This is a genomic window from Rossellomorea sp. GAMAL-10_SWC (assembly GCF_049568075.1).
Lineage (GTDB): Bacteria > Bacillota > Bacilli > Bacillales > Bacillaceae_G > Gottfriedia.
The window spans coordinates 584,004-609,668 of the sequence record NZ_CP144911.1 but is presented as its reverse complement, the minus strand read 5'-3'; the positions used below and the strand labels follow the sequence as shown (position 1 = coordinate 609,668).

The following is a 25,665-nucleotide window of genomic DNA, read 5'->3' as shown; positions in this document are numbered from 1 at the left end:
TGTTCTATCAATAAGATAGCTCATTACAAAAGTGGTGCCATTAATCTTGATAATGATTCAAATATCCTTTTGTAAATAGGTCTCTTTTTAAAATCAGTAAAAATAATTGCTTCAGAATCACGGATATCATTATTAAAATCATTAACTAAGTGATTAATACTTTCCTCTAAATATAAAAATGCAGTGACCTCGAAGTTTAAACGGAAACTTCTCATATCCATATTTGCCGTTCCAACAGATGCGATTTCATCATCTACAATCAATATTTTACTGTGTAAGAAGCCTTGTCTATATTCATAGATTTCGACCCCTGCTTCTAATAACTCTGGAAAATATGAACGCGAGGCATAAAATACGATTTTCTTATCGGGACGATCAGGCATTAGAATTTTTACTTTGACCCCACCATTTGCTGCTACTTTAAGGGCAGTTAAAATATCTTCATCAGGAACAAAATATGGAGAAGCAATGTAGATACTTTTCCTTGCACTTGTAATCATCGCAAAAAATAACTCTTTTATCACTTCATGCTTTCGGTCTGGTCCACCAGAAACAAGTTGAATTGCTCCTTTGGAAGAATAACTACTAGCATTAATGTCAAAGTACTCTTTGTCATCAATTAACTCATTCGTCATATAATACCAATCTTGCAAGAATATGAATTGTAGTGTTCGTACACCTTCCCCATTAAGGTATAGATGGGTATCTCGCCACTTTCCAAAATAATGATCTTTCCCTAAATACTCATCTCCAATATTTAAGCCGCCAACAAATCCTACATTCGAATCTATGACGATAATTTTCCGATGGTTTCGGTAATTTATCGTATCGTTTAAAACTGGAATTTTAACTGGAGAAAATGGTAGTATTTCTACACCAGCTTTTCGTAAGTCTTTTACAAAATTTCTTGATAATTTCCAACTACCTACAGCGTCATAGAGAAATCGAACCTTTACACCATTTTGCGCCTTTTCAATTAGAATATCTTTTAATTGATTACCAATCTCATCATTTCTTACGATATAGAATTCGATATGAATATGGTGCTTTGCTTTTTTTAGTTCCTCAATTATTTTTGGAAATGTTTCACTTCCGTTTGTAAGAACTTTTGTAAAAGTATTCATCGTGACTGGTGTATTACTCTGTTTAGCTGCGATATTTATTAGATACTCTAATCTTTGATTTTGCGCTATAAATTCTTTCACTTCTACATCTTCTGACCCATTAATTAAACCATTTGCATTTTGATCATTAATTGCCTTTTTTCGATAGACCATTTTCTTTTTGTAATTTTGTCCAAAAATTAAATAAAAAACAAAACCGAATAACGGGAAAATAGCTAAAAGAATGATCCATGTTAAAGTTCTAGCAGGATTTCTATTTTCTAAGAAAATAATAATCGATACACCTATAGCCGTTATCGAGAACATTATACTTATTAATCTAAAAATAGTAGATTTTTCAAAAAATGCAAAATTCATTAACCAAATGAATTTAATAGTTGGAGAAGCAAAATATAAAATGCATACAACAATTGATAAAAATATTAAAATCTTTAATCGAAATTGCATCAATATTCTCCTTTATAAAGAAAAGAAACCGATCCCTAAGGCATCGGCTATTACAATAATGGAAAAATAGATTTAAAATGAGGTAATGCTGTTTTTTCATAAATCAATTTTCCGTATTCTTCTAAAACATGTATAGTTACTTTTGAACGATGACCATATTCAAGTAACATTGATGACAAGTAATCGACTTGAACTTCATCAAGCAATTCTTCTTCAAATTTAACATAAAGATAGTAATAATCTTGGAAGGAATAAAGTGTAGTTTCAAATGATTCTTGATTCACAGCATGTGATAATGAAATAATGTCTTCAAGATTTTTAAAGGATAGAATCAGTTCAGTTTCCTCTTCATCCATCGAGTCAAAAATATCGTCATCATCATCTTCATCTGAATCATCGTCATCATCTACAGAGATAAATGGAATTTCTAAATTCTTTTCTCCTTCACCTAAATTCACTTCTACTTTTTTGCCGTCTTTAGAAATCACAGCTTTTGTTACAACAACTTCTAACCCCTTGTCTAGTGCCTGTACCTGAATCCATAGGGGGCCACCAGCAATGAATTCCTCAGTCAAATGCGCTTCATCAATTAATTCCCAGAAAAGCTCTTCACTTCTTTCTCGATCTAACCATACTTCATCTTTAGAAAAACCTCTCTCCTCGATGTCTAAGTAGGATATGGAGAACTTAAACGTATTTTCATTAATTCTTTCTATTTCCATTTGTTTTCCCCCTCCTTTAATGAACAACAAGTAATTGCGTTAGACGAAATAGAATAAATAAAGTAAAAGAAATTTTATGTTAAATATAAAATTCTGAAATAGTAAATTAGAAAAATACTCTTAAAAATTTAGCTTTAATAAGTAAATTTTTATCTATCTTACCATGAAAATTTATTAAATGCGAATAGTAACTACAATTATATTTTATGATACAATTTAAAATTTTGGAAATAAAATTCACCTATTTTTTAAAAATCATCATATACCTATTAATAATAGGACAATCATTTAAAGCTTTTAATAAGAGAGGTGAATTCATGATAGATCTTCATTATATATGGTCCTTTTTAATGATTGTAATTATAGACATTGTTTTAGGTGGAGATAATGCTATTGTCATTGCATTAGCATGTAGAAAATTACCATATAAGCAACGTAACATAGCGATAATTTTCGGTAGTATTACCGCAATTGTTTTACGAATTATCCTAACAATATGTGCAATTTTCGTCCTTAAGGTCCCATTCTTGCATTTAATTGGCGGAATATTACTTTTGTACATAGCTTGCAAATTAATTATTCAGGAGGATGACAACCCTTCTATAAAGGAGAACTACACAGTTTTCCACGCAATTCGTACAATTGTGTTTGCTGATTTAGTAATGGGGATTGATAACGTATTAGCAATAGCTGGGGCATCAAACGGAAAGCCATCATTAGTCATCTTAGGTCTTTCCATCTCAATTCCAATTATTATTTGGGGAAGTAAAATCGTTTTATGGTTTTTAGAAAGATATCCAATTTTGAGTTTTGTAGGGGCTTCTGTTCTTTCAATAACAGCTAGCAAGATGTTAATAGACGAGCCATTTATCAGTCAATATATAAACGGGCGGAACGATATGGAATTAATTGTCGGTTCATCTTGTATAATCTTCACCATTGTTATAGGTTACTATTTTAATAATATTCGGTACCGTAAGCGAACATCCTAATTGTTAAAAAAAAAGCTGTAAAAAGTATGCATTTAACTTTTTACAGCTTTTTATATAATATGAATAAGTATTTGTTCAATATGATTGAGAATCTTAATCAAGAATTGTAATTTTTTTCACAATTCGAAACGTAGATTTACTCATTAACTAGACGTTGCGCTTCACGTAATTGATATGTGCGAACTGAACGCGGTAAAAATCTTCTAATTTCATCTTCATTATAACCAACTTGCAAACGTTTCTCATCAATAATAATCGGTCTTCTAAGTAAACCAGGATATTTCTGAATGATTTCATATAAGTCTTGTAATGGAAGACTTTCTAAGTCTACATTTAATTCTTGGAAAATTTTTGATCTTGTTGATATAATTTCATCAGTACCACTTTCAGTCATACGTAAAATTTGTTTAATCTCATTAATTGATAATGGTTCTGAAAAAATATTTCTTTCTTTATAAGGAATATTATTATCTTCTAGCCACATTTTTGCTTTTCGACAAGACGTACAACTTGGTGAATTATACAAAATTACCATTTTGCTCTCCCCCTAACTACTCTTTTAAATAAAAGTAATATAGTTATGTGTATTAATTTATAAGAATTGGTTAATTATAATTAGTTTAATCTACCACCATATGTTCACATTATACAGTATTGTTCAAAATAAATATATACAAATTTGTAAAAAAATTTTAAAAAACCTATACAAAAGGTGTACAATTTTCAGTAAATTCCCAAGTAAAATATAGGCTAATTTCTTTGATACATTTTTCGTATATGACAGCTGCATTTTACTCCATAATCCTCACTATCCGTAAATGAAACCTGATTTCTAGTTTCAGCTGATCTTGCAGTCCTTTACCTTCCCGTAGCATTTCCCAAATTAGTCAAGTACCCCTTCGTTTCACACAATTTTATTCCTTAAAGTTACAATAATAAAAACAAGATTGCTTTATAAAAAGACCAAAAATAATTATTCGGAAAAAGCTTATTTATCCTTTCTATTTCACCAAATTTTTAATACAATAATAGTAACGCTTACATTCCTAGGAGGCTAATCTTATGGCAGCTTACATAACTGATCTATTGATTGTTGCATTGTTAGTAATTGGAATTACTGCACTTAATGGTGTGTTTACAAACGCGATCGGCGAAAAAATATTTGGTAGAAGTAAAAAAAGTCAATTTGTTGATATGTCTGACAGAATGTCTGCAAACTTCAAACAAGTTGGTGGCCAAGGCAAGTTCCGTAAAAAAACTTATTAAGAACAGACTTATTAGAAATTTACGATTAAAAAAAAGGGCAAAGGCCCTTTCTTTTTTTTTGCCTTGATAAGGTTTAGTGTATAACCAATGTAGAATGACTAAGGTCACTAGTTCGTCCTACGGTACAGTACTTTGAAATATTAAACTCAGGGGCTTTGAATTAAAAATTTGGTTATCATTGTACACTCTGGATAATTTTCTTCTAAGCTTGTCCTACCATTATTACCCCTAGCCTTATCTGCACTTTTATCATAAAACCTCCACCTTAATTTTCCCTTAACATTATTTTAGTATTTCTACTTCCTCATAAACCTCTTATGAGGAACCATCTTGCTTCTTTTTGCTGTATTACTTCCTCATGAACCTCTTATGAGGAACCATTACACTTCTTTTTCCTGTTTTACTTCCTCATAAACCTCTCATGAGGAACCATTTTCCTTCTTTTTCCTGATTTACTTCCTCATGAACCTCTTATGAGGAACCATTTTGCTTCTTTTTGCTGTTTTACTTCCTCATAAACCTCTCAAGAGGATCCATTTTACTTCTTTTTGCTATTTTACTTCCTCATGAGAAACCGTATTCCACCTTTTCGCTGTTCTACTTACTCATGCCCCCAGTAACCTAATCTTAATCCAATTAAAAAATCCTAGCGATAAACTCACTAGGATTGATTTATTATTTATACATTTGTTGATAGTTTTTATATTCTGCTTCAGAGCAAAGTACGAAATGTCCAGGACGAACTTCACGTAATTTTGGCTCTTCGTTTGAATAATCGTGTTGTTTTGGATCATAAACGATACGTTTACGATTGCGCTCATAATCAGGATCTGGAAGCGGAATTGCTGATAATAATGATTTTGTGTAAGGATGCATTGGGTAATCATATAATTCATTACTATCTGCAAGTTCAACAATTTTACCGTGGTACATTACACCGATACGGTCACTAATGTACTTAACCATTGATAAATCATGGGCGATAAATAGATATGTTAAACCTTTTTCCTGTTGAAGCTTTCTCATTAAGTTTACAACCTGAGCTTGAATTGACACGTCAAGAGCTGAGATTGGCTCATCGGCGATAATAAATTCTGGTTGTACAGCAAGTGCTCTTGCAATACCGATACGTTGGCGTTGTCCACCTGAGAACTCATGTGGGAAACGGTTAGCGTGCTCTTTATTTAAACCTACTGTTTCAAGTAAGTCATAAACCATTTTCATGCGCTCTTCTTTGTTACGAGCTAAGCCATGAATATCAATACCTTCTGCAATGATATCTGCAACTTTCATACGCGGATTTAATGAAGCGTATGGATCTTGGAAAATCATTTGCATACGACGGTTAAACTGCTTTAACTCTTTACGACTTTTCTTACCATGTACATCTTGACCATCGAAAATTACTTGTCCATCAGTCGCATCATATAATCGAATGATTGAACGTCCAGTTGTAGATTTACCAGAACCTGATTCACCTACTAAACCAAAAGTTTCTCCACGGAAAATGTCAAATGTAACATCATCGATTGCTTTAACTGTTGTTTTACCTGTATTAAAGTATTGTTTTAAATTTTTAACTTCAACTAATTTTTCTGCTACTTTATTTGACATTTACTTCACCTTCCTTCATTCGTTGAATACGCTTCTTAACGGCTTCAGGTGGTTCAACTTTTGGAGCATCCTCATGTAATAGCCATGTTGCAGCATAGTGTGTATCAGAAACTTTAAACATAGGAGGTTCCATTTCATAGTCAATTTTTAAAGCATTTGGATTACGTGGTGCAAACGCATCACCTTTTGGAGGATTTAATAGATCCGGTGGTGTACCAGGAATTGCTACTAATTCTGCTCCTTGTTCATTATCTAAGTCAGGCATTGAAGCTAAAAGTCCCCAAGTGTAAGGATGTTTTGGATTGTAGAAAATATCGTCTACAGTTCCCATTTCAACTACTCTTCCTGCATACATAACTGCAACTTTATCTGCAACATTCGCAACTACACCTAAATCATGTGTAATAAAGATAATTGCTGAATCAGTTTTTCTTTGAATTTCTTTCATTAACTCAAGAATCTGAGCTTGAATTGTAACGTCAAGAGCCGTTGTTGGCTCATCGGCGATTAATAATTTTGGATTACATGCTAAGGCCATTGCAATAACAACACGTTGTCTCATACCGCCAGAGAATTGGTGTGGATATTGTTTAAAACGATCTTCAGCATTTGGAATTCCAACAAGATTTATTAATTCTAAAGCAATTTTCTTTGCCTCAGTTTTACTCATTTTTTGATGCTTTATTAGACCTTCTGTTATTTGATATCCAATCGTTAATACTGGATTTAAAGAAGTCATAGGATCTTGGAAAATCATTGAAATTTCTTTTCCACGGATACTTTGCATTTCTTTTTCGCTTAATTTAGCTAAATCTTTTCCATCGAATAAGATTTCACCGCTCTTAATTTTACCTGGTGGGTTTGGAATTAACCCCATTAATGCTTTAGATGTTACTGATTTACCTGAACCAGATTCACCTACAATTGCTAATGTCTCACCTTTTTTAAGATCAAATGAAACTCCGCGTACTGCTTGAACTTCACCAGCATGAGTATAAAAGGAGACACACAGATCTTTTACTTCTAATAATTTACTCATAGTTCATTCTCCCTTCAAAATTACTTACTCATTTTTGGATCTAAAGCGTCGCGTAATCCGTCAGCAATTAAGTTGAAACTTAAGATTAATAAACTGATTACAACCGCTGGAATAATCATCATATGAGGGAAAGTTTGTAATGATTTGAAGCCATCACTTACTAACGAACCTAATGATGCTTTTGGTGGTGCAATACCTAAACCGATGAAGCTTAAGAATGCTTCAGAGAAAATTGCACTTGGAATCGTGAACATCATCATTACGATGATTGGACCCATAATATTTGGAATTAAGTGTTTTGCAATTAATTGAGTGTTTGTTGCACCTAAAGTTCTTGATGCTAATACGAATTCTTGATTTTTTAGTTTTAGCATTTGACCACGTACGATACGGGACATACCTACCCAACCAGTGATTACCATCGCTAAAGCGATCGAAAGAATACCTGGGTTTTTAAATACTAAAATGAATAGGATTACTACGATTAGATAAGGAACACCCATTAAAACTTCAGCAATACGCTGCATGATTGTATCTGTCCGGCCACCAAAGAATCCTGAAATACCACCGAAAGCTACACCAATTACCATATCAATTACTGCTGCTAATAAACCGATTAAGATTGATACTCGAGCACCAGCCCATGTTCTTGTGAAAAGGTCACGACCTAAATCATCTGTACCAAACCAGTAATTTTCTTTAATATTTTTGTTTTTATATACATCGTTTCCATATTGATCAATTCCGTCAAATGGTAAGAATTTTACATTTTCTAATACACCAATTTTTGGTGGTAATTTTGATCTTTTTAAATCTTGGTCTTTATATGAGTGTCCACTCATCATTGGACCAAACAATGTAAAGAATAATAAGATACCAAGGATAATAAATCCTAACATTGCACCTTTATTTTTTCTAAAACGTCTTCTTGCATCTTTCCAAAAAGAATCCGAAGGTCTTGAGATTTTATCTGCATTATTCAAATCTACGTTTGCAGGTTGGAATAAATCAGATGAAATTTTTTGCGCTGTGTTGTTGTTCATTATTTATTTACCTCCTGCTAAACGGATACGTGGATCAATTACACCGTATAAAATATCTACAAAGAAGATTACGATTAGTAATAATGCACTATAGAAAATTGTTGTACCCATAATTACTGAGTAGTCATTTGTTACAATTGAGTTAACGAATTGAGAACCTAGTCCAGGTACAGCAAACATATTTTCAATAACTAATGTACCAGTCATTAAGTTTACAGCCATTGGACCTAAAATTGTAACTACTGGGATTAATGCATTTCGCAGAGCATGTTTAATGATTACGCCTACTTGAGAGATACCTTTTGCTTTAGCTGTTACGATATACTCTGAGTTCATAACTTCGATTAACTCAGTTCTTGAAAAACGAGCTACAGTTGCTGTTACGAATACTGACAATGCAATTGTCGGTAGAATCGTGTATTTAAAGCTTTCCCAATATGCTACCGGGAACCAATGTAATTTTACTGCTAAGTAGTACTGTAAGATTGCCCCGAAAACGAATGACGGGATGGAGATACCTAGAACTGCTAGAACAGTAGAACCATAGTCAAAAATTGTATTATTTTTTAGTGCTGCTACGATACCGAAGATTAATCCGATAAATGTTCCTAATAATAGTGCTTGAGCACCTAATTGAGCTGATGGACCAATACGAGTTGAAATCATATCAGTTACTTTACGATTATCGTATTTATATGAATCTCCTAAATCACCTTTAGCAAGATTCTTCATGTAATTTGCATATTGTACAGGAACTGGCTTATCTAACCCATATTTAACAAAAATAATTTGTTTTTGTTCAGGTGTTAATTTCTCTGGGTTTTTTAATGGAGAACCTGGTAACAACTTCATTAAGAAAAATGTAACAGTACAAATCAAAAATAGTGTGACAAACATGTAAATAAATCTCTGTAGCACGTAACGTCCCACAACTGCACCCCCCTATTAATTTAAAAAATATTTTATTTTTTTTATTTTTTGATAATTTTTTTGTAAAAATGAGAGCATTTGGATTTTCCCCTATTTGGATCTATTCCACATACTCTTTAGTACCAATTATAATTCTGTAATTTTTTCGATCGATTTAACTTCTTGTCCATATTATTCTCAAACATGGGATTAATCATTTAATCCTTTTTTTTCATTTGATGTAAAATGGTGTAAATTTTTGCTTAAGCTTTTTTTCCCAACAATGTAAGCGTATTCGCAATGACGCTTTTGGTCAATATTTTTTTACCGGAAAATTCTAAATTATTATTCTAAACAGATAATTCTTTACAATTTTTCCCCTTATAAATTGAACTGGGATCCTTATAAAAAATAGCTTATTTAGGTATTTATTCATAAATTTGGTAAAAAAATGAATGTTTATTCAAAAATTCAAATTGCAATTTCAGTATAGCAAATTTATTTATCGTAACATATCTCGCAATCCATGATGTATACCCCCTAAGATGCTAATGCAATGTAGGTTAAAATACAGAAAGTTAATATACAATTCTGAATTTTTATAGTAGAATTTTCGATAAGTATCGATTTTTTTCTACAAATTTTATTATACATTTTTATGAGAGTTTTACAACAATTTTGACAAATAAAATTAAATAATTTGTTAAAATAAAGAGAATTGTCTTAAAAATGCTAACAATTTAAAAATATTTTGTAACGATTAGTTGAAACTGTTTACAATATTATTATAGTATAGCATTATTAAGTCTACAATATATAATTCTTTCCAACAGGAGGATCACAAACTAAATGTCGAAACACTATATCATTGTCGTATTATCTGCGATAGTACTAGCAGCAATCTTTTCTTTTACCAAAGGAACATTAAACTTTTTCCTTCATTTCACGAACACAATATTCTATATTGGACTAACATTATTTGTGATTGGTGGTTTTTTATTAATTGTACAAAGTGGATTTTTTAATATCACTCGCTTTGGAATGCGTAAAGTATTCGGAACGAGAGACCAACAGATGGCAGAAATGACAGGTGATGAATCACTTACTGTTAAAAAGGATATGATTTATAGAAGATATCGATTTTCAATTACAAAACCATTACTGATGGCTTCAATCACTTTAGTTATCCTTTCTTTTTTATTCAGTTTTATCATTATTTACTAAATGATGTATCAACATCTTGAAAGTTGAATATAATTAAGATATTATCTATAGAAAGTATATATAAGCTGTGATGAAGAGTAGTACACAGATTTAGCATGTTAAGAGAGCTTGTGGATGGTGAAAACAAGTCATGCTCCCTGTCGAATGGACTTCTGAGCTTCGAACCGAACAGATAGTATAAGTAGGCTTCGACGTAACTCAAACGATAGATGAGAGCATGATTTCATGCATGAGTGATTCCATATTTGGAATAACTAGAGTGGTACCGCGGTTTAATCGTCTCTATGTAATAGAGAGATTATGCCGCTTTTTTTATTTTATTTAGCTTTATTTAGGAGGATTTTAAGATGCAAACTATTTTTAGTGGAATTCAACCAACATCATCTGGAGGTATTACTTTAGGTAACTATTTAGGTGCGGTAAAACAATTCATTGAATTACAAAATGATTATAACTGTTATTTCTGTATTGTTGATCAACATGCAATAACTGTTCCTCAAGACAGACTCGCTTTACGTAAAAACATTCAAAGTCTATCTGCAATCTATGTTGCTGCTGGATTAGACCCAGAAAAATCAACTATTTTTATCCAATCAGAAGTACCTGCACACGCTCAAGCAGGATGGATGATGCAATGTATATCATATATCGGTGAATTAGAGCGTATGACACAGTTTAAAGATAAATCATCTGGTAAAGATGGTGTATCTGCTGCCTTATTAACTTACCCACCTTTAATGGCCGCAGATATACTTTTATACGGTACTCATTTAGTTCCAGTTGGAGATGACCAAAAGCAACATTTAGAGCTTACTCGTGACTTAGCAGAGCGTTTTAATAAGAAATATAATGATATCTTTACGATCCCTGAAGTTAGAATTAGTAAAGACGCTGCTAGAATTATGAGTTTAGCTGATCCAACTAAAAAAATGAGTAAATCCGATGAAAATCAAAAAGCTACAATTTTTGTTTTAGATGATCCTAAAGTTATCGAAAAGAAAATTAAGAGTGCTGTAACTGACTCTGAAGGCATTGTAAAGTATGATAAAGAAAATAAGCCTGGTATTTCGAATTTATTAAGCATTTACTCAGCATTTACGGGTGAAACAATTCAAGAATTGGAAAATAAATACGCTGGTAAAAATTATGGAGAATTCAAACAAGATGTTGCAGATGTAGTAGTTAACGGATTACGCCCATTACAAGAACGATATAAAGAAATTATTTCATCGACTGAATTAGATGATATTTTAAATGCGGGAGCTGCAAAAGCAAATGCTGTTGCGAGTAAAATGATTAAAAAAATGGAAAATGCTATGGGATTAGGTCGCAAGAGAAAAAAATAATCCCTACTTACGTAAACATTAAATAGTAATTGTTGTCTTAAAAGTCAAAGAACTTTTGAGACACCTTTTTCTTTACTGTAAGGAAAAGAACGAAATATCAATAAATCATTAAAAAACCTACAAGGCTCTTATCACCTTGTAGGTCTTTTTGTTTTGAGGCGAATTTAAATAACCTCTTTTAGTTTACTTTTTGCTCGTGTTCCATTTCCCATAGTTTTTCAAAGAAAGGTTGACCTTTAACGATTCTTCCACATAATTGCTCATGTCGCTCTGACCATCCACTTTTTATTTCGTCATATAATTGAGACCAAATGTCCTCAAATGACAAATCCTGAATTTGTTGATACGATCTTGGATTCCACTCAGTGTACCAATAGCGAATCTCCGATGGATTTTTTGATGAATGGAGTTGATCTAGCGCCATAAATAATAACTGCTTTAGTTGTCTTTCTTTTCTTGTTAGTCCGCTCATAATAATAGGCGACGGTGACAGTATATGATGTTCTTTTGTTTCATCATTTACTAAATTTTGAAGAGTATAGTGAGTTTCTTCAATCTCGGCTGTCATATCATACACCATTTGTTCTTGCCTAGGTATTAAACGGCTTTTTCGAATTGGAATATTATACCCAATTGTGTCAACTGCAATAATACCATTACCGTCAGTTACTACAAAGCAATAATCTAGCTGAATACGCTCGTGATTCTTTCTTACATAAGACTTTTGGAACACTTCAGTTAATAGACCGGAAGGAAGCTCTAATAGTTCATTTTCAATATACTGATATAACTCTGGAGTAACTTTAATGACTGGAACTTGGTCTAATAATTCAACACTATCATCTTTTCTCCATTCAAAAAAATGACAGACATTGTAACCATTTTCTTCACCTTCAAACCAATTGACCCATACATCATGTAAATACAACATTTACTACCCCTCACTTCACAACTGTATGTAACTTTCAGTATGGTCAGTGATTCACTAATTTATTCCATTTTCCACTGAATTACAAAAAGTGTTTAACAAACTGAATGAAAAATAGTCAATAATTCATTAAAATATCATAGATTAAAGCATCTCTGATACATTAATACTAAACAATACATTATATACGCTTTGATCTGCTCTGGCATCGTTTGCATTCAAATCGAAAGATAATGTATTGCATTTTCCTTAATCTTTTTACTTGGCGTTCGTAAAAGGATATCAGTTGACCATTCTGTCTGCTCTGTACAACTTTTAACAATGTCATATCCAACACTGTAACCCAATAATTTTGGAATTCCGTTCCCACCATACAAGTATTTTGAAAAATTAGCATCATTACTTGTTATCTCAAGTTTATCAATTAAATATTTTTTATAATATAATTCACATTGCTTGGAAGAATACTGATTTGTCCATGGTGCCTGAACCGCTTCTCCATACAGATCTAAAACTGCAGTTTCGGCTAAACCTTCTAAAATCATAGCATCAAGTAATGTGACCTTTTTGTTTTTATATAACTTTGTCAATCTTACAATATGATGATACTCATGTAATAATACTGCTTTATGTTGTAAAATTCCTTCTAAAGGGGACAAAAATAAACAAATACAATTTTTATGTGCTATTCCACCCCTTTGATAAGTCGTGTTTTTAAACATATTTCCCGTTCTATGACAAGGTAAAATAAATATAGGAAGGTCAGGTCCTTTAAATTCTCTTTTTAACTTCTCAAACTCTTCAGAAAGGCTTTTCCATATACTTTTTTCATCTAGTTGTTTCAGATCATCTTTACTCAAAGTTGACAGCCTCGATAAACCGTGGGAAAGAAGATATTTATATAAACTTTCCTCATTATATTTCGGAAAATATGGTAAAAGTTTTTTCATTACCATTTGTTTGTCTTCAATAAAATCAACCCATCTATAAGTTGGCATTATCCCAAGTTAATCACCACCTTAATTTACTATTAAAGTATGATAATTAACTAGTGAAAGTTACTTTTTTTTACACTGGGATTTTTAATAAAAAAAAGCTTAGGTAAAGACCTAAGCTTTCGTGTCCAAAATAAATTTCAACCTTATTTAGTAAATTCTTTAAATGCTAAAGTTACATTATGTCCACCAAATCCTAATGAATTAGAAATTGCTGCTTTTACATTAAATGGTCTAGCAACATTTGGTACATAATCTAAATCACATTCGCTATCAGTTTCTTGGTGATTTATCGTAGGAGCAATTACTTTATTATGGATTGTTAATGCTGTAATAATTGCTTCAATTCCACCAGCTGCTCCTAGCATATGACCAGTCATAGATTTTGTTGAACTAATTGGTACATTGTATGCATGTTCACCAAATACTTCTTTAATTGCCATCGTTTCAAATTTATCGTTTAATTCAGTACTTGTACCATGTGCATTAATGTAATGAATATCTTCAATTGATAAACCAGCATCATCAAGTGCCATTCTCATTGCACGAGCGCCACCTTCTCCTCCTGGAGCTGGTGCTGTAATGTGGTGTGCATCACCCGTTGTTCCATATCCAACGATTTCAGCATAAATCTTCGCTCCACGAGCTAATGCATGTTCTAATTCCTCAAGGAATACAATCCCAGCACCTTCACCAATGATAAAGCCATCACGAGCATTGTCAAATGGACGACAAGCTTTTTCAGGATCTGGATTTAATGATAAAGCTCTTGCAGCACAGAATCCAGCAAGACCCATATCAGTAATCGGTGCTTCGGCACCACCAGTAATCATTGCAACTGCATCGCCACGTTGAATAATTTTGAAAGCATCACCAATCGAACTTGCACCAGAAGCACAAGCTGTAACTGTACAACCATTAGGACCTTTAGCACCAGTTAAAATAGATACTTGTCCAGAAGCCATATCAGGGATTAGCATTGGAATAAAGAATGGGCTTACTCGACGTGCACCTTTTGTTTGGAATGTATTAAACTGTTCTTCATATGTTTCCATACCACCGATACCAGAACCAATCCAAACACCTACTTTAGGAGCAATTTCTTCATCGATTGTAAAGTTTGCATCTTCTAATGCCATTTTTGAAGCTGCAATTGCATAATGAGTAAAGCGGTCCATGCGTTTTACTTCTTTTTTATCAATATATTTTTCAGGATCAAAGTCTTTTACTTCTCCTGCAACTTTAACAGGGAAATTATCAGGATTTTTTCGAGTCAGAACACCAATTCCACTCTTTCCATTCATTAAACTTTCCCATACTGTATTTATATCATTACCAATAGGTGATACTGCACCTAAACCTGTAATAACAACTCTTTTTTTCATATTAAAAAAATCCTCCTTCAATTAGATTATCTTCCGAATCGAAGTGCAATTGCACCCCAAGTTAATCCGCCGCCAAATCCAACTAATACTAATACATCGTCTTCTTTAACATTTCCTTTTTTATATTCTTCAACTAATGCAATTGGAATTGAAGATGAAGATGTATTACCATGACGATCAATAATTACACTCATTTTTTCTTTAGGAAGTTGTAATCTTTCTCTTGCAGCGTCCATTATACGAGTATTCGCTTGGTGTGGAATTAAGAAATCCACTTCTTCTTTTGTTAATCCTGCTAATTTTAAAACAGTTTCACAAGAATCTCCCATTTGACGAACTGCAAACTTAAACACTTCTCGACCATTCATTACTAAGTGATCTCCACCTTTATAAAGATGTTTACCACCTGTACCGTCCGCTCCTAATTCATAAGAAAGAATTCCTCTTCCTTCACTTACAGGACCGATAACTGCAGCACCTGCACCGTCACCAAATAAAACTGCTGTATTTCGATCTTCCCAGTTAACAATTTTAGTTAACTTTTCAGCACCAATAACTAGAATTCTACTGTATGTACCAGTTTTTACAAACTGAGCTGCAGTAACAACTCCGTAGATAAATCCAGCACAAGCAGCACTAATATCCATTGCAGCTGCATTTTTAGCTCCAAGTCTTTCTTGAATTACACAAGCAACTGATGGGAACGACTTATCTGGAGTAACGGTTCCAACTAGAATTAAGTCAAGTTCTTCTGCTTTTACATCTGCATCTTTTAAAGCTTCTACTGCCGCTTCATATGCTAAATCAGATGTGTCTTGTTCGTCACTAGCAATTCTTCTTTCTTTAATTCCAGTACGACTAACAATCCACTCATCTGAAGTATCCATCATTTGTTCTAAATCATAATTAGTTAACTTTTTTTCGGGTACGTATGAGCCAATACCTAAAATTCCAGCATTCATTAATATCCCCGCCTTACTTTATTATTTTTATGTCTTCTTATTATTACCTGGTACTAATTTTATGAAATAATATGTACTTTGTCTACATTTTTATCTTTTTAAATCCAGGCTATGTAAAAAAGAAGAATCATTTCTTAAAAAGAATACCATCCAATTGGACGAACCTCAAAGCCAAAGCGAATTTTTAAACGTATAGTATTCTACTACAAAAAAGGAAATAGTTCAAAATGAACCATTTCCCTATTTGAGTAATGTATTTCATTAGTAAAGATGAAAATGCTGTTGAATTTGCTGTTTTTGCTTTTGTATACCGTCCTCAAATGAAGTTGTATTAATAATAACAAAAGGAGTTGCATCAATATAGTTTCTCATTTGAGCGAACTTTATTCCATCAATCATATTTTGTAATCTGGTGAAATTCCCATCCTCTGGTAAGTACATACATTGTTTAGCTGTAATGATATATTTATGTTCTTTTAATTCCTTCTCAGAAATTATTCGAATTGCTTTACCAACATCTTCTACAAATAGAATTTCATTAGAACCGTATACATTTTTTATGGAAACATTCCTCTTTCCTAGTTCTTGAACAATCAATTCATGTACTAAGCCTGCTGACGGCTCCCAAGGTCCATATAAAGATGGAATTTCAATATAAGTAATATTGCAGTCTATATTTTTACTCAATTCATTAACAGTTCTTTCTAAATCAGCTAATTCTTTTTTTGTAGATAATAAAAAAATAATATCCTTACTTTTGCCAATGATTTTGTTAAATAGTTTTTCTGTAAACTCTATACTATTAATTGAGCCTTTTAACTTTAGTTCATCATAAAAATGACATATAAAGATAGTATCATATTGCTCATTCTCTAATAAAAATTGCTCTTCATCTAAAAAGATGACCCTTGCATTCCTTCCGATTGAAAAGATTTTTTCTTCACTTATTAAATCACTTTCATTTCCTTTTTCCATCACAACTGCTGAAACATCATTATATTCCATTAGTTGGCAAACTAACTCATATCCTATAAATCCACTGGATCCAATTACAGCACACTTTTTCATTATTAACCTCCTTCTTTTAGGAAATTTATTCAAAAAAAATATAGAGACTATAAAACATCCTGATATTTTTTTAAAAACCTTATTAAGTTTTTTCCACAGTCAAATTTTTTCTCTTCTAATGAAATTAAAATCGAAATCGGTAAATTATTTTTATGTCGCTCTTCTTCTAAAAGTCTAATATCACTTTTCCATTTATAATGATTTCTTGTTGTTGTGTATATTTTAATTGGTGAGATTGTTTCATAAAAAAAACATTCTCTATCTATAACCATATATATATCCGACGCTTTATATGCTTTCAAAATTTCATGAACTGTTCTTTTATAGAACAATTTATTTTCTCTTTCTAAATCTAATTCATTTTTTAAATTTAACGAAGGATTTAATAATGAAACACTTCTGACTTTACCCTTTAAGAGGCCAAGTAATTTACAAACGACTAATGCACCAGTACCTTCTCCAATTATATGAATTGATGGATTTAAAATTTCTTTTCTCATAACTGAATGATATAAGCTTTCTGCTAAATCGACAGCGTCATCAGAACCCCAATTTTTCCCATATAAATTTGAAGTGAATACTGTGTACCCATCATCTGTTAAAGTTGATAATAACTTTCTTTTATCAAAATGCTGCAATAAGCAACTATGTGCATTATCTACGTAATGAGTATTCCCACCGATATAGAGTACTCCGAAACCATTCGGTCTAATAGGTAGATGAATAACTGCATATTGATCCTCTTGTTTAAAAAATCTCTCAGTTACAGGCATTCCTATCACCTTATTATTAATGTAGTATTTTTGGGGAATTATAAAATTGGTATAAAAAATTCTTAAGTTACTTTTTTTAATTAAAACTTTTTAATTATAACTTCAATTATCAAATTTCTAGGTATATAATATGATAAGAACTAACTAGATAGGAGTGATTAGAGTGCGTTTTATTATGACATTGTTCTGGAGCTTTGTTTTATGCCAAATGGGAGCTTACGTTTTAAGTTCAATGACTGGCGGAGAGTATAACTTCACAACTGCTTCAGTTATGGCTGTAGTATTATCTTTAGCTATTTCAGTTCTTAGTGAAGCAATAATTCCTAACGAACCTGTTGCAAAACACCACTAAAATCTATATATAACATATGTTGTAGCACCCAAAAACGTTCAACTTGGTATATACATATGTCATCAATTATAGGTTTAGATAATTTATAAAATACTAAAATTTTGATAAATACATTCAATATTTTGTATATTGTAAACGCATAAAAGAGCGCCCTCGATCAATTAATCGAAAGCGCTTTTTTTATACCTCTTTTATGTTTCTTATGTTGACTCTTCTATGATCCACAATTATTTAAATTTGGATTTATATGTCCATTTTCTATTATGGTTTTGTGTATCTGGAAAAACTTCTCCAGCCTGAAGTTTAATTTGTTTTGGGCGAGTTACGTTGCTTCCTGTTTCACCGATTTCCACGTATACCCCATTATTTGGTGCTTTGTCGCCTGGTCGAAATTGATGTGCTTGACCCATAATGTATTCCTCCTTCTTTTTAGGTTCTTATTGTTCCTCTAAAAAGAAAGTTTTTTCTTTTAAAAAGATGGTATCATTAGTAATTATTGGTTTTTTATCCAATAATATTTTTTCTTAAAAAGATTAACATTAAAAAATAAAAGGTGATGAATATGAAAACAAAACACTTAATTGCACTAGATTTAGATGGCACCTTATTAACGGATGAAAAAACAATATCCGAACGTACTTTAAAAGTGATCCAACAGTTAAAGAATCAAGGTCACGAAGTATGCATTTCAACTGGTAGACCTTTTAGAGCTAGTAAAATGTATTATGACCAATTAAAACTTACAACTCCCATTGTAAACTTTAATGGTGCTTATGTTCATCACCCTCTAGATGATTCATGGGGTGTTTATCACGAATCATTACCTTTAGAAGTTGCAAAAGAGGTAATTAGTTCTTGTAGAGACTATGAATTAAAAAATATGTATGCTGAAGTAATGGACGATGTATACGCAGATAAACACGAAGAAGAGATTCTCCCACTTTTCCACTATTTAAAAGAAGATATAATCCACGGAGATTTAGTTATAAATCTTACACAAGCGCCAACATGTCTTTTAATCGATAGTGAAGAGTCTCATGTTGCCAGCATTCGTGAGCACCTATCAAATGTCCATGCTGAAGTAATTGATCACCGTCGTTGGGCAGCACCTCATCATATAATCGAAATTGTTAAAGCAGGCATGAATAAGGCAATAGGTCTACAAAAAGTAGCTTCTTTCTATAATATTCCTCGAAAAAACATTATAGCTTTTGGGGATGAGGATAATGATTTGGAAATGATTGAATATGCAGGTCATGGTGTTGCTATGGATAACGCAATTCATCAATTAAAGAATATTGCAAACCACACGACATTATCTAATCAAGATGATGGAATCGCAATTTTCCTAGAAGATTTTTTCAACTTAAAAATATAATTCTTCTTTGTCATTAATTTCAAAGATAACTAATAATAACCACTTATAACAATTTGCTAAATGAGCATTCTATTAAGGACTTCACCAAAGGGATTATCCACTTTTTGATATCGATCAATTACTATTGGAAATTCTTACGAAGTCAAAAACAAAAAGCTTTCCTATTTAGGAGGGAATCATAATGGGCAAAAGTAATAAGTCTAAGCGCTTTATTCAACAAAGTTCTGATTCTGTTACAAAGTACTCTGAAAAATTCCCTTATCACTTTACATTAGCCGAAGCAGAAGAGCGAAAAGCTAATAATAGTCAAAGCTTTAATGCTTAATTTAAAGCATTAAAAACAAAAAACAACCATTGGAATACTCCTTTGGTTGTTTTTTTATTTTTTCGTTAGTTCTTTATTTACTGAAGAAGTTTCTTGTAAGAAATTGTTTGTGTAACTGGTTTAATTTCTCCATTAAGATTCTTCTCATTAACCTTTGTTGCAACGATATTTGCTGTTATTTCATAATCCCCATATGGAAGGTTTTTATTTGCAAAATTAACTTGCTCTTCCCAAACTTGTGTTTTCCCGCTAGAAACCGCTACATTTGTAATGACTTGTGCATATACCATTTCTCGAGATGATTGATAAACTATTTGTCCACTTTCATCTTTAATTGTAAAATCAACTTTTTGAGATGAAGGGAATGTAAAATTTGCAGAGATTTTATTATCATTACGTAATGAATACTTCATTTTTACAAGCCCATTAGCTTCTGTAATTTCTAGTGTTGGTGAAAGCTTTTCAACGTCAATCTCATTACTTTGACCTACAGTTTGTTTTGTACTTGGTGTTGGTTTTATTTCCTTGTCACTCTTTGCACCACAACCAGAAAGAAGTAGTGAACAAGCTAGTAAGAGAATCAATCCCTTTTTCAAAATAATCTCCACCTTTTTAGTATCCTTATCCTAAATTATACCAAAAAGCTGAGAAATTAGTTTGAAATTTCAGTGAAATATTGTGATTAGTAGCATTGATCATTTAGAAACAAATGCATAAATCTTAAAATTAAAAGAAAAATTAATTAAGTATTTATCTAATTATTGAAATTGTCTATAAAAAATAATTAAGCTTTATCAAAGATATAAGTACTCCTTACCCATATTTGAAAGGGGAAATAACATGATGCATACTATTTTTCATTCATTCATACTAATTTTAGCTGGCATTTTACTATTAAGAATAGCTGGAAGAAAATCAATTTCACAAATGACGTTGCCCCAAACAATTGTTATGATTTCGATTGGTACAATTATCGTTACTCCAATTATTGAAAAAGGCTTAATTAAAACAATTGTTGCTGCCACAGTTTTTGTATTAACTCTACTTGTATTAGAATTTTTGCAGACGAAATCGAATACTCTTGAAAAATTTTTTACAGGAAAATCAAAAATTGTAGTAGAAAACGGGAAGTTGAATGTTAAAAATTTAAAAAAGCTACGTTTAACGGTTGATCAATTAGAAATGCGTATTCGAAATGAAGGAATTAATAAATTTGATGATATTAAGTTTGCTACAATAGAACCAAATGGCTTATTAGGATTCGAATTAGCTGAGGATGCAAAACCATTAACAATTAGAGAGTTTAAAACACTAATGGAGTCGTACGGTTTTCAACTTAATAATAATAATTTAAGTGAGAGTACTCAAAGTTCTGCTTCAATTTTTAATGAAATAAATGGAAAACAAAAACCTGAAAATCCTAAATTGAAATAAACAAAAAAGACTAGCAAATTTAAACTTTTTGCTAGTCTTTATCTATTTAAATCTTTCTAAATTCACCTAAAACATCAACGGTTTGTACCACATTCGTAAAAGCTTTTGGATCTACTCTTTTTATAATTCTTTCCAAATCATATAATTCATAACGAGATAAAACAATCATCAAAATATCTTTATCTTGTTTAGTAAATGCTCCAGTAGCATTCATTTGTGTAATTCCTCGGACAAGTTTCGCATGAATTTCTTTTCTAAGCTCTTCACCTTTTGTCGTGACAATCATTGCCGTTAGCTTAACATGACTTGTATGAACACTATCAATCACACGAGTAGTAACATATAAATTGATTAAAGTATAAAGAGCTTTTTCCATTCCATATAGCTGGCCAGCTGTAATGATAATAATTGCATTAAACAAAAAGAAATAGGTTCCAACCGGTTTCCCTTTTGATTTTGAAAGAACTAATGCGATAATATCTAACCCACCTGTAGATCCACCAAATTTTAATGTCATTCCAATTCCGATCGCAGCAATTAAACCACCAAAAACTGCATTAAGAAGAATATCATCAGAAAAAATCGGTTTAACAGGTAAGATTTCCAAAAATAATGTCATAATCCCTACACTAAAGAAACTAAAAAACGTAAAGGAACGTCCAACTTTTTTCCATGCTAAGACGATAACAGGAATATTTAATAACGCTAAAAGAATCCCCGTCGTTGCAGTAAACGGAGTGTAGTCAGTAATAATATTTGAAAGCAACTGCGCTAGACCTGCAAAACCACTTGAATAAACATTAGCAGGGATTAAAAAACAATTCATTGCAAACGCATTTAAGAAACCGCCAATCATTACTACAACCAGCTTAAATAAAAGCTCTTTATTTCTTTCCACCAACTCTGCTTCCTCCTCAAAAAAATAAAACTTCTCTCTATATTAAAAAATTTGCCTCTGTAGAACATCATAGTTGTTTAACAAAAGCCAAAATGTAAAAACGAACACACATACATAATTAAGGTGATTAAGGCAAACCTAACATTATCATTTTTTATAAAGGAGCTTAAATATGCCTACTAGTGATAATGACAAAAAAGCAAAAGATAATAACGCTATAAGAGAAAAGAAAAATGCACAAGAAAGCAAAAATGCACAGGCTGGTAAGAAATCTTTTTCTAAAAGTGTCGATCATCTTTAATATTTAACACGTTCTAACGATTCAAAAAACATGTAGAATTTCATCCAATAGTTTAAGTATATTTAAATCTTTCTGAAAGACAATAAGAACTTTCTAAACTTAAAAAAGCCTTATTATTAAGAATATTTAACCGATGTAAATATTTTTAAAAAACCTCTAGAAACACTATTTTATAAGTGTTTTTAGAGGTTTAACAAATTTAAAACTTTGCCAAACAAAAGCCAACTCCCTTCCCAAAAATTGGGTGAGGTTTTTGAGGAATATTTTTTCATAATGATCGTGAACAGACACTTTTTAAAACAATACAAAATCTAAATAATTGAAAAAAAGGACCATTCCAGCATTACTGGAAAGGTCTTTTTTTACTTGGAGTTTTAATGAATAATATAAAAAAGCATCTGAACAACATTAAATAATATCAAGTATTAATCACCATGTACTTTCCTTATTTGAAATGCAATATATCAAATAAGGACTCACGATACCTCTATTAATACAGTAATGTTTTCATTGGATCATCTATACAAAAATTACAAGTTGGAGGGATTATATGAAAAATTTATTTAAACAAGCTACTGTTACTGTAGAGATGACGCCTTAGCAACTTGAAGTATTTAATGCTGCACTTTATAACGAAGTGAAAGATCTAATATTTAATCTCCAAAGTTCTTATCATCATTAATACCTAGAACTTCCTAAATTCTCCAAACACATCAATTGTTTGAACGATATTTGTAAACGCCTTTTCATCAACTGATTTAATGACTTTCGATAGATAATATAACTCATAACGTGATAGTACCATCATTAAAATTTGTTTATCTTGATTCGTAAAGGCACCTTTTGCATTGATCGCAGTAATTCCTCGCACTAGCTTCGAATGGATTTCTTTACGCAACTCATCACCTTTTGTTGTTACAATAAAGGCAGTTACTTTGATATGACTAGTATGAATTGCATCAATGAATCTAGACGTTACGTATAAGTTAATTAATGTATAAAGTGCTTTCTCCATTCCATAAATATAGCCCGCTGTTAAAATAATTAACGCATTAAACAGGAAGAAGTATGTACCAACTGGTTTTCCTTTCGAACGTGATAATACTAGTGCAACTATATCTAATCCACCTGTTGAAGCACCAAACTTTAATGTATATCCAATCCCAACTGCAACAATTAATCCACCAAATACAGCGTTTAGTAAAATGTCTTTTGAGAATAGCGGCGTTACTGGGATTACTTCTAAAAATAACGTCGTGATTCCAACGCTTAAAATCGTAAAATACGTAAAAGATCGACCTATTTTTTTCCATGCTAAAATGATAACAGGGATATTTAAGATCGCAAGTAAAATACCAGTAGAAGCCGAAAAAGGTGTAAAATCATTTAATAAATTTGTAAGTAACTGAGCTAAACCAGAAAAACCACTTGAATAAACACTGACGGGAATTAAAAAACAATTCATCGCAAATGCATTCATAAATGCACCAAATATTACAACAAGAACTTTTGTTAACAATTCTTTTTTGTCATTCACCTACAAGCCTCCTAAACATTCATATGTTTAGTATGCCTGTAAATTGTAAAAAAATAGCAAAAAACCACTTCACCAAGTGAAATGGTTTCAAAAACTAATTATTGCTCTTTCTTCTCAAACAGTTCTTTAGCGTAAGTCCAACCGTCTTCTTGATAGATTTTATTTTCCTTTAATAATCTACCCATCGCTCGTTTAAATGAAGCTTTACTAATTTTAAATCTTACTTTAATATCCTCTGCGTCACTCTTATCCCAGTAAGGCATTGCCCCACCACGACTCATCATATATTCATAAATGTCATTTGCTTCCTGATCTAATCCTTCATGCACCCTTGGTAAAAGTGATACGTTAATACTTCCATCATCTTTAACATCAATAATGCGTCCACTTACTCTTTCACCAATGCGCGGTTCAGTTTTTCTCTGAGATTCATGGATAAAACCTATGAAGCGTTCATCAGTTAAAATATAAGAACCCACTCTTAAAGTACGATAAATGATTCCTGTAACATTTTTATTAAGCATAGTAGGTTCAGCCGGTACAGAGAACTCTTTCATGACTGGTTCAGTAGCAATTTTAATTAAAAGTCTGCCTTTGTTTGTTTGCTTTAACGTACAAAAAATTTCATCGCCTGCTTCAGGCCAAACTTCTTGAAGAGGTGGAAGGTCACCTTTTTCTAAAAGAATATCTTTAGAAATACCGATGTTTACAAAAACACCCACTCCATCAAGTTTATCGACTACTTTTGCAAATCCATATCCTTCTGTTGTAATGAACGGCATTTCCATCGTTGCAGAAAGTCTACCTTTAGAATCATGATATAAAAATACAGTTACTTCTTGATCTATTTCAACTTCACCAGATGCCTCATTTTTATGTAAAAATACTTCTTCTTGATCTTGGACAAGCATATACCCAATCTCTGTTTCTCGACTGCAAACTAAAGTTACAATCTCTCCTGCTTGTAAACTCATTCTTTGTTACATCCTCCCTAAACTTCCAAACTAAAAATTATTATATCATGCATAATGAAAGTTTGTTACTTCGTCTATCATACACTATAATACAAGTATTAACGAATTGGAGGGATTCTATCTATGTCTAAAGAAAGTTCATTTGATATTGTTTCAAAAGTAGACTTACCAGAAGTCTCGAATGCGATTCAACTTGCTACAAAAGAAATCGCAACTCGCTATGACTTTAAAGGAAGCAAAAGCTCAATCACATTAGAAAAAGAAGAACTAGTTTTAGTTTCTGATGACGATTATAAGTTAGAGCAATTAAAAGACGTATTAATTAATAAATTAATTAAACGCAATGTTCCAATTAAAAATCTAGACTACAGTAAAGTTGAAGGTGCTTCGGGTGGTACTGTAAGACAAAGAGCTAAATTAGTTCAAGGTATAGATAAAGATAATGCAAAAAAGATTAATACAATCATTAAAAATAGTGGATTAAAAGTAAAATCACAAATTCAAGATGATCAAATCCGTGTGACTGCAAAAAGTAGAGATGATTTACAAGCAATTATCGCTGCTGTAAAAGGTGCAGATTTATCTGTTGATGTTCAATTTTTAAATTACCGATAAGTATATACATATTT

General features: G+C 31.8%; 28 protein-coding genes and 1 other annotated feature. Of the genes, 10 read left to right on the top strand and 18 right to left on the bottom strand.

Annotated elements, in window-relative coordinates:
- Positions 1 to 23 precede the first annotated feature (23 nt).
- Entirely contained in the window at positions 24 to 1,571 is a 1,548-nt protein-coding gene (gene cls, locus V5E38_RS02955; RefSeq protein WP_097973664.1) for a cardiolipin synthase, read from the bottom strand.
- Positions 1,572 to 1,621: 50 nt separating this feature from the next.
- Positions 1,622 to 2,293, bottom strand: coding sequence for an adaptor protein MecA (gene mecA / locus V5E38_RS02950; protein WP_499212144.1), 672 nt, complete (start codon positions 2,291 to 2,293; stop codon positions 1,622 to 1,624).
- Positions 2,294 to 2,613: 320 nt separating this feature from the next.
- Here mecA and V5E38_RS02945 point away from each other — a divergent pair, with 320 nt between their 5' ends.
- The gene (locus tag V5E38_RS02945) at positions 2,614 to 3,285 is read left to right on the top strand and encodes a TerC family protein (protein WP_056474234.1); all 672 of its coding nucleotides are present in this window, start codon (positions 2,614 to 2,616) and stop codon (positions 3,283 to 3,285) included.
- A 136-nt stretch (positions 3,286 to 3,421) separates the two neighbouring features.
- Here V5E38_RS02945 and spxA read toward each other — a convergent pair whose 3' ends face one another.
- Complete coding sequence (gene spxA, locus V5E38_RS02940; protein WP_056473638.1) at positions 3,422 to 3,820, bottom strand: transcriptional regulator SpxA; 399 nt, start codon at positions 3,818 to 3,820, stop codon at positions 3,422 to 3,424.
- A 527-nt stretch (positions 3,821 to 4,347) separates the two neighbouring features.
- Between spxA and V5E38_RS02935 the strand changes: the two genes are divergently transcribed.
- Positions 4,348 to 4,551, top strand: a complete 204-nt coding sequence (locus tag V5E38_RS02935) for a hypothetical protein (RefSeq protein WP_097973667.1) — start codon at positions 4,348 to 4,350, stop codon at positions 4,549 to 4,551.
- Positions 4,552 to 5,226: 675 nt separating this feature from the next.
- Here V5E38_RS02935 and V5E38_RS02930 read toward each other — a convergent pair.
- Genes V5E38_RS02930 through opp3b form a run of 4 tightly spaced genes read right to left on the bottom strand, consistent with a single transcriptional unit; the run spans position 5,227 to position 9,177 of the window.
- Positions 5,227 to 6,165, bottom strand: coding sequence for an ABC transporter ATP-binding protein (locus tag V5E38_RS02930; RefSeq protein ID WP_499212143.1), 939 nt, complete (start codon positions 6,163 to 6,165; stop codon positions 5,227 to 5,229).
- A complete protein-coding gene (locus tag V5E38_RS02925) occupies positions 6,155 to 7,204 on the bottom strand; it encodes an ABC transporter ATP-binding protein (protein WP_499212142.1) in 1,050 nt (349 codons plus the stop codon). The genes V5E38_RS02930 and V5E38_RS02925 overlap by 11 nt, the downstream gene beginning before the upstream one ends.
- 20 nt (positions 7,205 to 7,224) lie before the next feature.
- Positions 7,225 to 8,247, bottom strand: a complete 1,023-nt coding sequence (opp3C, locus tag V5E38_RS02920; RefSeq protein ID WP_097973672.1) for an oligopeptide ABC transporter permease — start codon at positions 8,245 to 8,247, stop codon at positions 7,225 to 7,227.
- A 3-nt stretch (positions 8,248 to 8,250) separates the two neighbouring features.
- Positions 8,251 to 9,177, bottom strand: coding sequence for an oligopeptide ABC transporter permease (gene opp3b, locus V5E38_RS02915; RefSeq protein WP_098427730.1), 927 nt, complete (start codon positions 9,175 to 9,177; stop codon positions 8,251 to 8,253).
- A gap of 828 nt (positions 9,178 to 10,005) precedes the next feature.
- Here opp3b and V5E38_RS02910 point away from each other — a divergent pair.
- Together V5E38_RS02910 and trpS are read left to right on the top strand one after the other, a co-directional pair.
- Positions 10,006 to 10,380, top strand: coding sequence for a DUF3899 domain-containing protein (locus V5E38_RS02910; protein WP_499212141.1), 375 nt, complete (start codon positions 10,006 to 10,008; stop codon positions 10,378 to 10,380).
- 58 nt (positions 10,381 to 10,438) lie between these two features.
- Positions 10,439 to 10,667 (top strand) — a binding site (T-box leader).
- A 60-nt stretch (positions 10,668 to 10,727) separates the two neighbouring features.
- A complete protein-coding gene (trpS, locus tag V5E38_RS02905; protein ID WP_499212140.1) occupies positions 10,728 to 11,726 on the top strand; it encodes a tryptophan--tRNA ligase in 999 nt (332 codons plus the stop codon).
- Positions 11,727 to 11,904: 178 nt separating this feature from the next.
- Here trpS and V5E38_RS02900 read toward each other — a convergent pair whose 3' ends face one another.
- The 6 genes from V5E38_RS02900 to V5E38_RS02875 all read right to left on the bottom strand — a co-directional run bounded on the left by V5E38_RS02900 (position 11,905) and on the right by V5E38_RS02875 (position 17,837).
- Positions 11,905 to 12,657 carry a YjbA family protein gene (locus V5E38_RS02900; protein ID WP_499212139.1) on the bottom strand — a complete coding sequence of 251 codons (753 nt, stop codon included), beginning with the start codon at positions 12,655 to 12,657 and terminating at the stop codon, positions 11,905 to 11,907.
- 215 nt (positions 12,658 to 12,872) lie between these two features.
- On the bottom strand, positions 12,873 to 13,610 hold the full coding sequence (locus V5E38_RS02895; protein WP_499212138.1) for a DUF2268 domain-containing putative Zn-dependent protease: 738 nt from the start codon (positions 13,608 to 13,610) through the stop codon (positions 12,873 to 12,875).
- Positions 13,611 to 13,795: 185 nt separating this feature from the next.
- Positions 13,796 to 15,034, bottom strand: a complete 1,239-nt coding sequence (gene fabF, locus V5E38_RS02890) for a beta-ketoacyl-[acyl-carrier-protein] synthase II (protein WP_499212137.1) — start codon at positions 15,032 to 15,034, stop codon at positions 13,796 to 13,798.
- 26 nt (positions 15,035 to 15,060) lie between these two features.
- On the bottom strand, positions 15,061 to 15,996 hold the full coding sequence (locus V5E38_RS02885) for a beta-ketoacyl-ACP synthase III (RefSeq protein ID WP_069032976.1): 936 nt from the start codon (positions 15,994 to 15,996) through the stop codon (positions 15,061 to 15,063).
- Positions 15,997 to 16,257: 261 nt separating this feature from the next.
- Complete coding sequence (locus V5E38_RS02880; RefSeq protein WP_499212136.1) at positions 16,258 to 17,064, bottom strand: hypothetical protein; 807 nt, start codon at positions 17,062 to 17,064, stop codon at positions 16,258 to 16,260.
- Between the two features lie 47 nt (positions 17,065 to 17,111).
- The gene (locus tag V5E38_RS02875) at positions 17,112 to 17,837 is read right to left on the bottom strand and encodes an alpha/beta hydrolase (protein WP_335480526.1); all 726 of its coding nucleotides are present in this window, start codon (positions 17,835 to 17,837) and stop codon (positions 17,112 to 17,114) included.
- A gap of 163 nt (positions 17,838 to 18,000) precedes the next feature.
- Here V5E38_RS02875 and V5E38_RS02870 point away from each other — a divergent pair, with 163 nt between their 5' ends.
- Complete coding sequence (locus V5E38_RS02870; protein ID WP_069032973.1) at positions 18,001 to 18,189, top strand: YjzD family protein; 189 nt, start codon at positions 18,001 to 18,003, stop codon at positions 18,187 to 18,189.
- A 227-nt stretch (positions 18,190 to 18,416) separates the two neighbouring features.
- Here the strand turns inward: V5E38_RS02870 and V5E38_RS02865 are convergent, their stop codons facing one another.
- Complete coding sequence (locus V5E38_RS02865) at positions 18,417 to 18,599, bottom strand: YjzC family protein (protein WP_056473610.1); 183 nt, start codon at positions 18,597 to 18,599, stop codon at positions 18,417 to 18,419.
- A gap of 152 nt (positions 18,600 to 18,751) precedes the next feature.
- Between V5E38_RS02865 and V5E38_RS02860 the strand changes: the two genes are divergently transcribed.
- Together V5E38_RS02860 and V5E38_RS02855 are read left to right on the top strand one after the other, a co-directional pair.
- Positions 18,752 to 19,567, top strand: coding sequence for a Cof-type HAD-IIB family hydrolase (locus V5E38_RS02860; RefSeq protein ID WP_499212135.1), 816 nt, complete (start codon positions 18,752 to 18,754; stop codon positions 19,565 to 19,567).
- A gap of 181 nt (positions 19,568 to 19,748) precedes the next feature.
- Positions 19,749 to 19,892, top strand: a complete 144-nt coding sequence (locus tag V5E38_RS02855) for a hypothetical protein (protein ID WP_172445653.1) — start codon at positions 19,749 to 19,751, stop codon at positions 19,890 to 19,892.
- 77 nt (positions 19,893 to 19,969) lie between these two features.
- On the opposite strand, the gene V5E38_RS02850 is transcribed toward V5E38_RS02855, so the two are convergent.
- Positions 19,970 to 20,488 carry a BsuPI-related putative proteinase inhibitor gene (locus V5E38_RS02850; protein WP_499212134.1) on the bottom strand — a complete coding sequence of 173 codons (519 nt, stop codon included), beginning with the start codon at positions 20,486 to 20,488 and terminating at the stop codon, positions 19,970 to 19,972.
- 247 nt (positions 20,489 to 20,735) lie between these two features.
- On the opposite strand from V5E38_RS02850, the gene V5E38_RS02845 reads away from it, so the two are divergent.
- A complete protein-coding gene (locus V5E38_RS02845) occupies positions 20,736 to 21,326 on the top strand; it encodes a DUF421 domain-containing protein (RefSeq protein ID WP_499213499.1) in 591 nt (196 codons plus the stop codon).
- Positions 21,327 to 21,372: 46 nt separating this feature from the next.
- Here the strand turns inward: V5E38_RS02845 and V5E38_RS02840 are convergent, their stop codons facing one another.
- Positions 21,373 to 22,182 (bottom strand): YitT family protein, encoded by an 810-nt coding sequence (locus V5E38_RS02840; protein ID WP_499213498.1) that lies wholly within the window; start codon positions 22,180 to 22,182, stop codon positions 21,373 to 21,375.
- A 214-nt stretch (positions 22,183 to 22,396) separates the two neighbouring features.
- On the opposite strand from V5E38_RS02840, the gene V5E38_RS02835 reads away from it, so the two are divergent.
- The gene (locus tag V5E38_RS02835; protein WP_097973689.1) at positions 22,397 to 22,525 is read left to right on the top strand and encodes a DUF3941 domain-containing protein; all 129 of its coding nucleotides are present in this window, start codon (positions 22,397 to 22,399) and stop codon (positions 22,523 to 22,525) included.
- Between the two features lie 685 nt (positions 22,526 to 23,210).
- On the opposite strand, the gene V5E38_RS02830 is transcribed toward V5E38_RS02835, so the two are convergent.
- The gene (locus tag V5E38_RS02830) at positions 23,211 to 24,062 is read right to left on the bottom strand and encodes a YitT family protein (protein WP_499212133.1); all 852 of its coding nucleotides are present in this window, start codon (positions 24,060 to 24,062) and stop codon (positions 23,211 to 23,213) included.
- 98 nt (positions 24,063 to 24,160) lie between these two features.
- Complete coding sequence (locus tag V5E38_RS02825; protein ID WP_499212132.1) at positions 24,161 to 25,036, bottom strand: CvfB family protein; 876 nt, start codon at positions 25,034 to 25,036, stop codon at positions 24,161 to 24,163.
- A gap of 123 nt (positions 25,037 to 25,159) precedes the next feature.
- On the opposite strand from V5E38_RS02825, the gene V5E38_RS02820 reads away from it, so the two are divergent.
- Entirely contained in the window at positions 25,160 to 25,651 is a 492-nt protein-coding gene (locus tag V5E38_RS02820; protein ID WP_097973692.1) for a YajQ family cyclic di-GMP-binding protein, read from the top strand.
- Positions 25,652 to 25,665 lie beyond the last annotated feature (14 nt).

What these genes read in the sequence shown, in the direction of transcription:
- V5E38_RS02865 (WP_056473610.1), bottom strand. Translation starts at nt 18,599, where the DNA reads ATGGGTCAAGCACATCAATTTCGACCAGGCGACAAAGCACCAAATAAT.
- V5E38_RS02900 (WP_499212139.1), bottom strand. Translation starts at nt 12,657, where the DNA reads ATGTTGTATTTACATGATGTATGGGTCAATTGGTTTGAAGGTGAAGAA.
- V5E38_RS02860 (WP_499212135.1), top strand. Translation starts at nt 18,752, where the DNA reads ATGAAAACAAAACACTTAATTGCACTAGATTTAGATGGCACCTTATTA.
- V5E38_RS02895 (WP_499212138.1), bottom strand. Translation starts at nt 13,610, where the DNA reads ATGGTAATGAAAAAACTTTTACCATATTTTCCGAAATATAATGAGGAA.
- V5E38_RS02855 (WP_172445653.1), top strand. Translation starts at nt 19,749, where the DNA reads ATGGGCAAAAGTAATAAGTCTAAGCGCTTTATTCAACAAAGTTCTGAT.
- V5E38_RS02820 (WP_097973692.1), top strand. Translation starts at nt 25,160, where the DNA reads ATGTCTAAAGAAAGTTCATTTGATATTGTTTCAAAAGTAGACTTACCA.
- cls (WP_097973664.1), bottom strand. Translation starts at nt 1,571, where the DNA reads ATGCAATTTCGATTAAAGATTTTAATATTTTTATCAATTGTTGTATGC.
- V5E38_RS02930 (WP_499212143.1), bottom strand. Translation starts at nt 6,165, where the DNA reads ATGTCAAATAAAGTAGCAGAAAAATTAGTTGAAGTTAAAAATTTAAAA.
- fabF (WP_499212137.1), bottom strand. Translation starts at nt 15,034, where the DNA reads ATGAAAAAAAGAGTTGTTATTACAGGTTTAGGTGCAGTATCACCTATT.
- V5E38_RS02875 (WP_335480526.1), bottom strand. Translation starts at nt 17,837, where the DNA reads ATGCCTGTAACTGAGAGATTTTTTAAACAAGAGGATCAATATGCAGTT.
- V5E38_RS02835 (WP_097973689.1), top strand. Translation starts at nt 22,397, where the DNA reads ATGCCTACTAGTGATAATGACAAAAAAGCAAAAGATAATAACGCTATA.
- V5E38_RS02935 (WP_097973667.1), top strand. Translation starts at nt 4,348, where the DNA reads ATGGCAGCTTACATAACTGATCTATTGATTGTTGCATTGTTAGTAATT.
- opp3C (WP_097973672.1), bottom strand. Translation starts at nt 8,247, where the DNA reads ATGAACAACAACACAGCGCAAAAAATTTCATCTGATTTATTCCAACCT.
- V5E38_RS02885 (WP_069032976.1), bottom strand. Translation starts at nt 15,996, where the DNA reads ATGAATGCTGGAATTTTAGGTATTGGCTCATACGTACCCGAAAAAAAG.
- mecA (WP_499212144.1), bottom strand. Translation starts at nt 2,293, where the DNA reads ATGGAAATAGAAAGAATTAATGAAAATACGTTTAAGTTCTCCATATCC.
- trpS (WP_499212140.1), top strand. Translation starts at nt 10,728, where the DNA reads ATGCAAACTATTTTTAGTGGAATTCAACCAACATCATCTGGAGGTATT.
- V5E38_RS02845 (WP_499213499.1), top strand. Translation starts at nt 20,736, where the DNA reads ATGCATACTATTTTTCATTCATTCATACTAATTTTAGCTGGCATTTTA.
- V5E38_RS02925 (WP_499212142.1), bottom strand. Translation starts at nt 7,204, where the DNA reads ATGAGTAAATTATTAGAAGTAAAAGATCTGTGTGTCTCCTTTTATACT.
- V5E38_RS02840 (WP_499213498.1), bottom strand. Translation starts at nt 22,182, where the DNA reads ATGATTGGCGGTTTCTTAAATGCGTTTGCAATGAATTGTTTTTTAATC.
- V5E38_RS02825 (WP_499212132.1), bottom strand. Translation starts at nt 25,036, where the DNA reads ATGAGTTTACAAGCAGGAGAGATTGTAACTTTAGTTTGCAGTCGAGAA.
- V5E38_RS02910 (WP_499212141.1), top strand. Translation starts at nt 10,006, where the DNA reads ATGTCGAAACACTATATCATTGTCGTATTATCTGCGATAGTACTAGCA.
- V5E38_RS02880 (WP_499212136.1), bottom strand. Translation starts at nt 17,064, where the DNA reads ATGAAAAAGTGTGCTGTAATTGGATCCAGTGGATTTATAGGATATGAG.
- spxA (WP_056473638.1), bottom strand. Translation starts at nt 3,820, where the DNA reads ATGGTAATTTTGTATAATTCACCAAGTTGTACGTCTTGTCGAAAAGCA.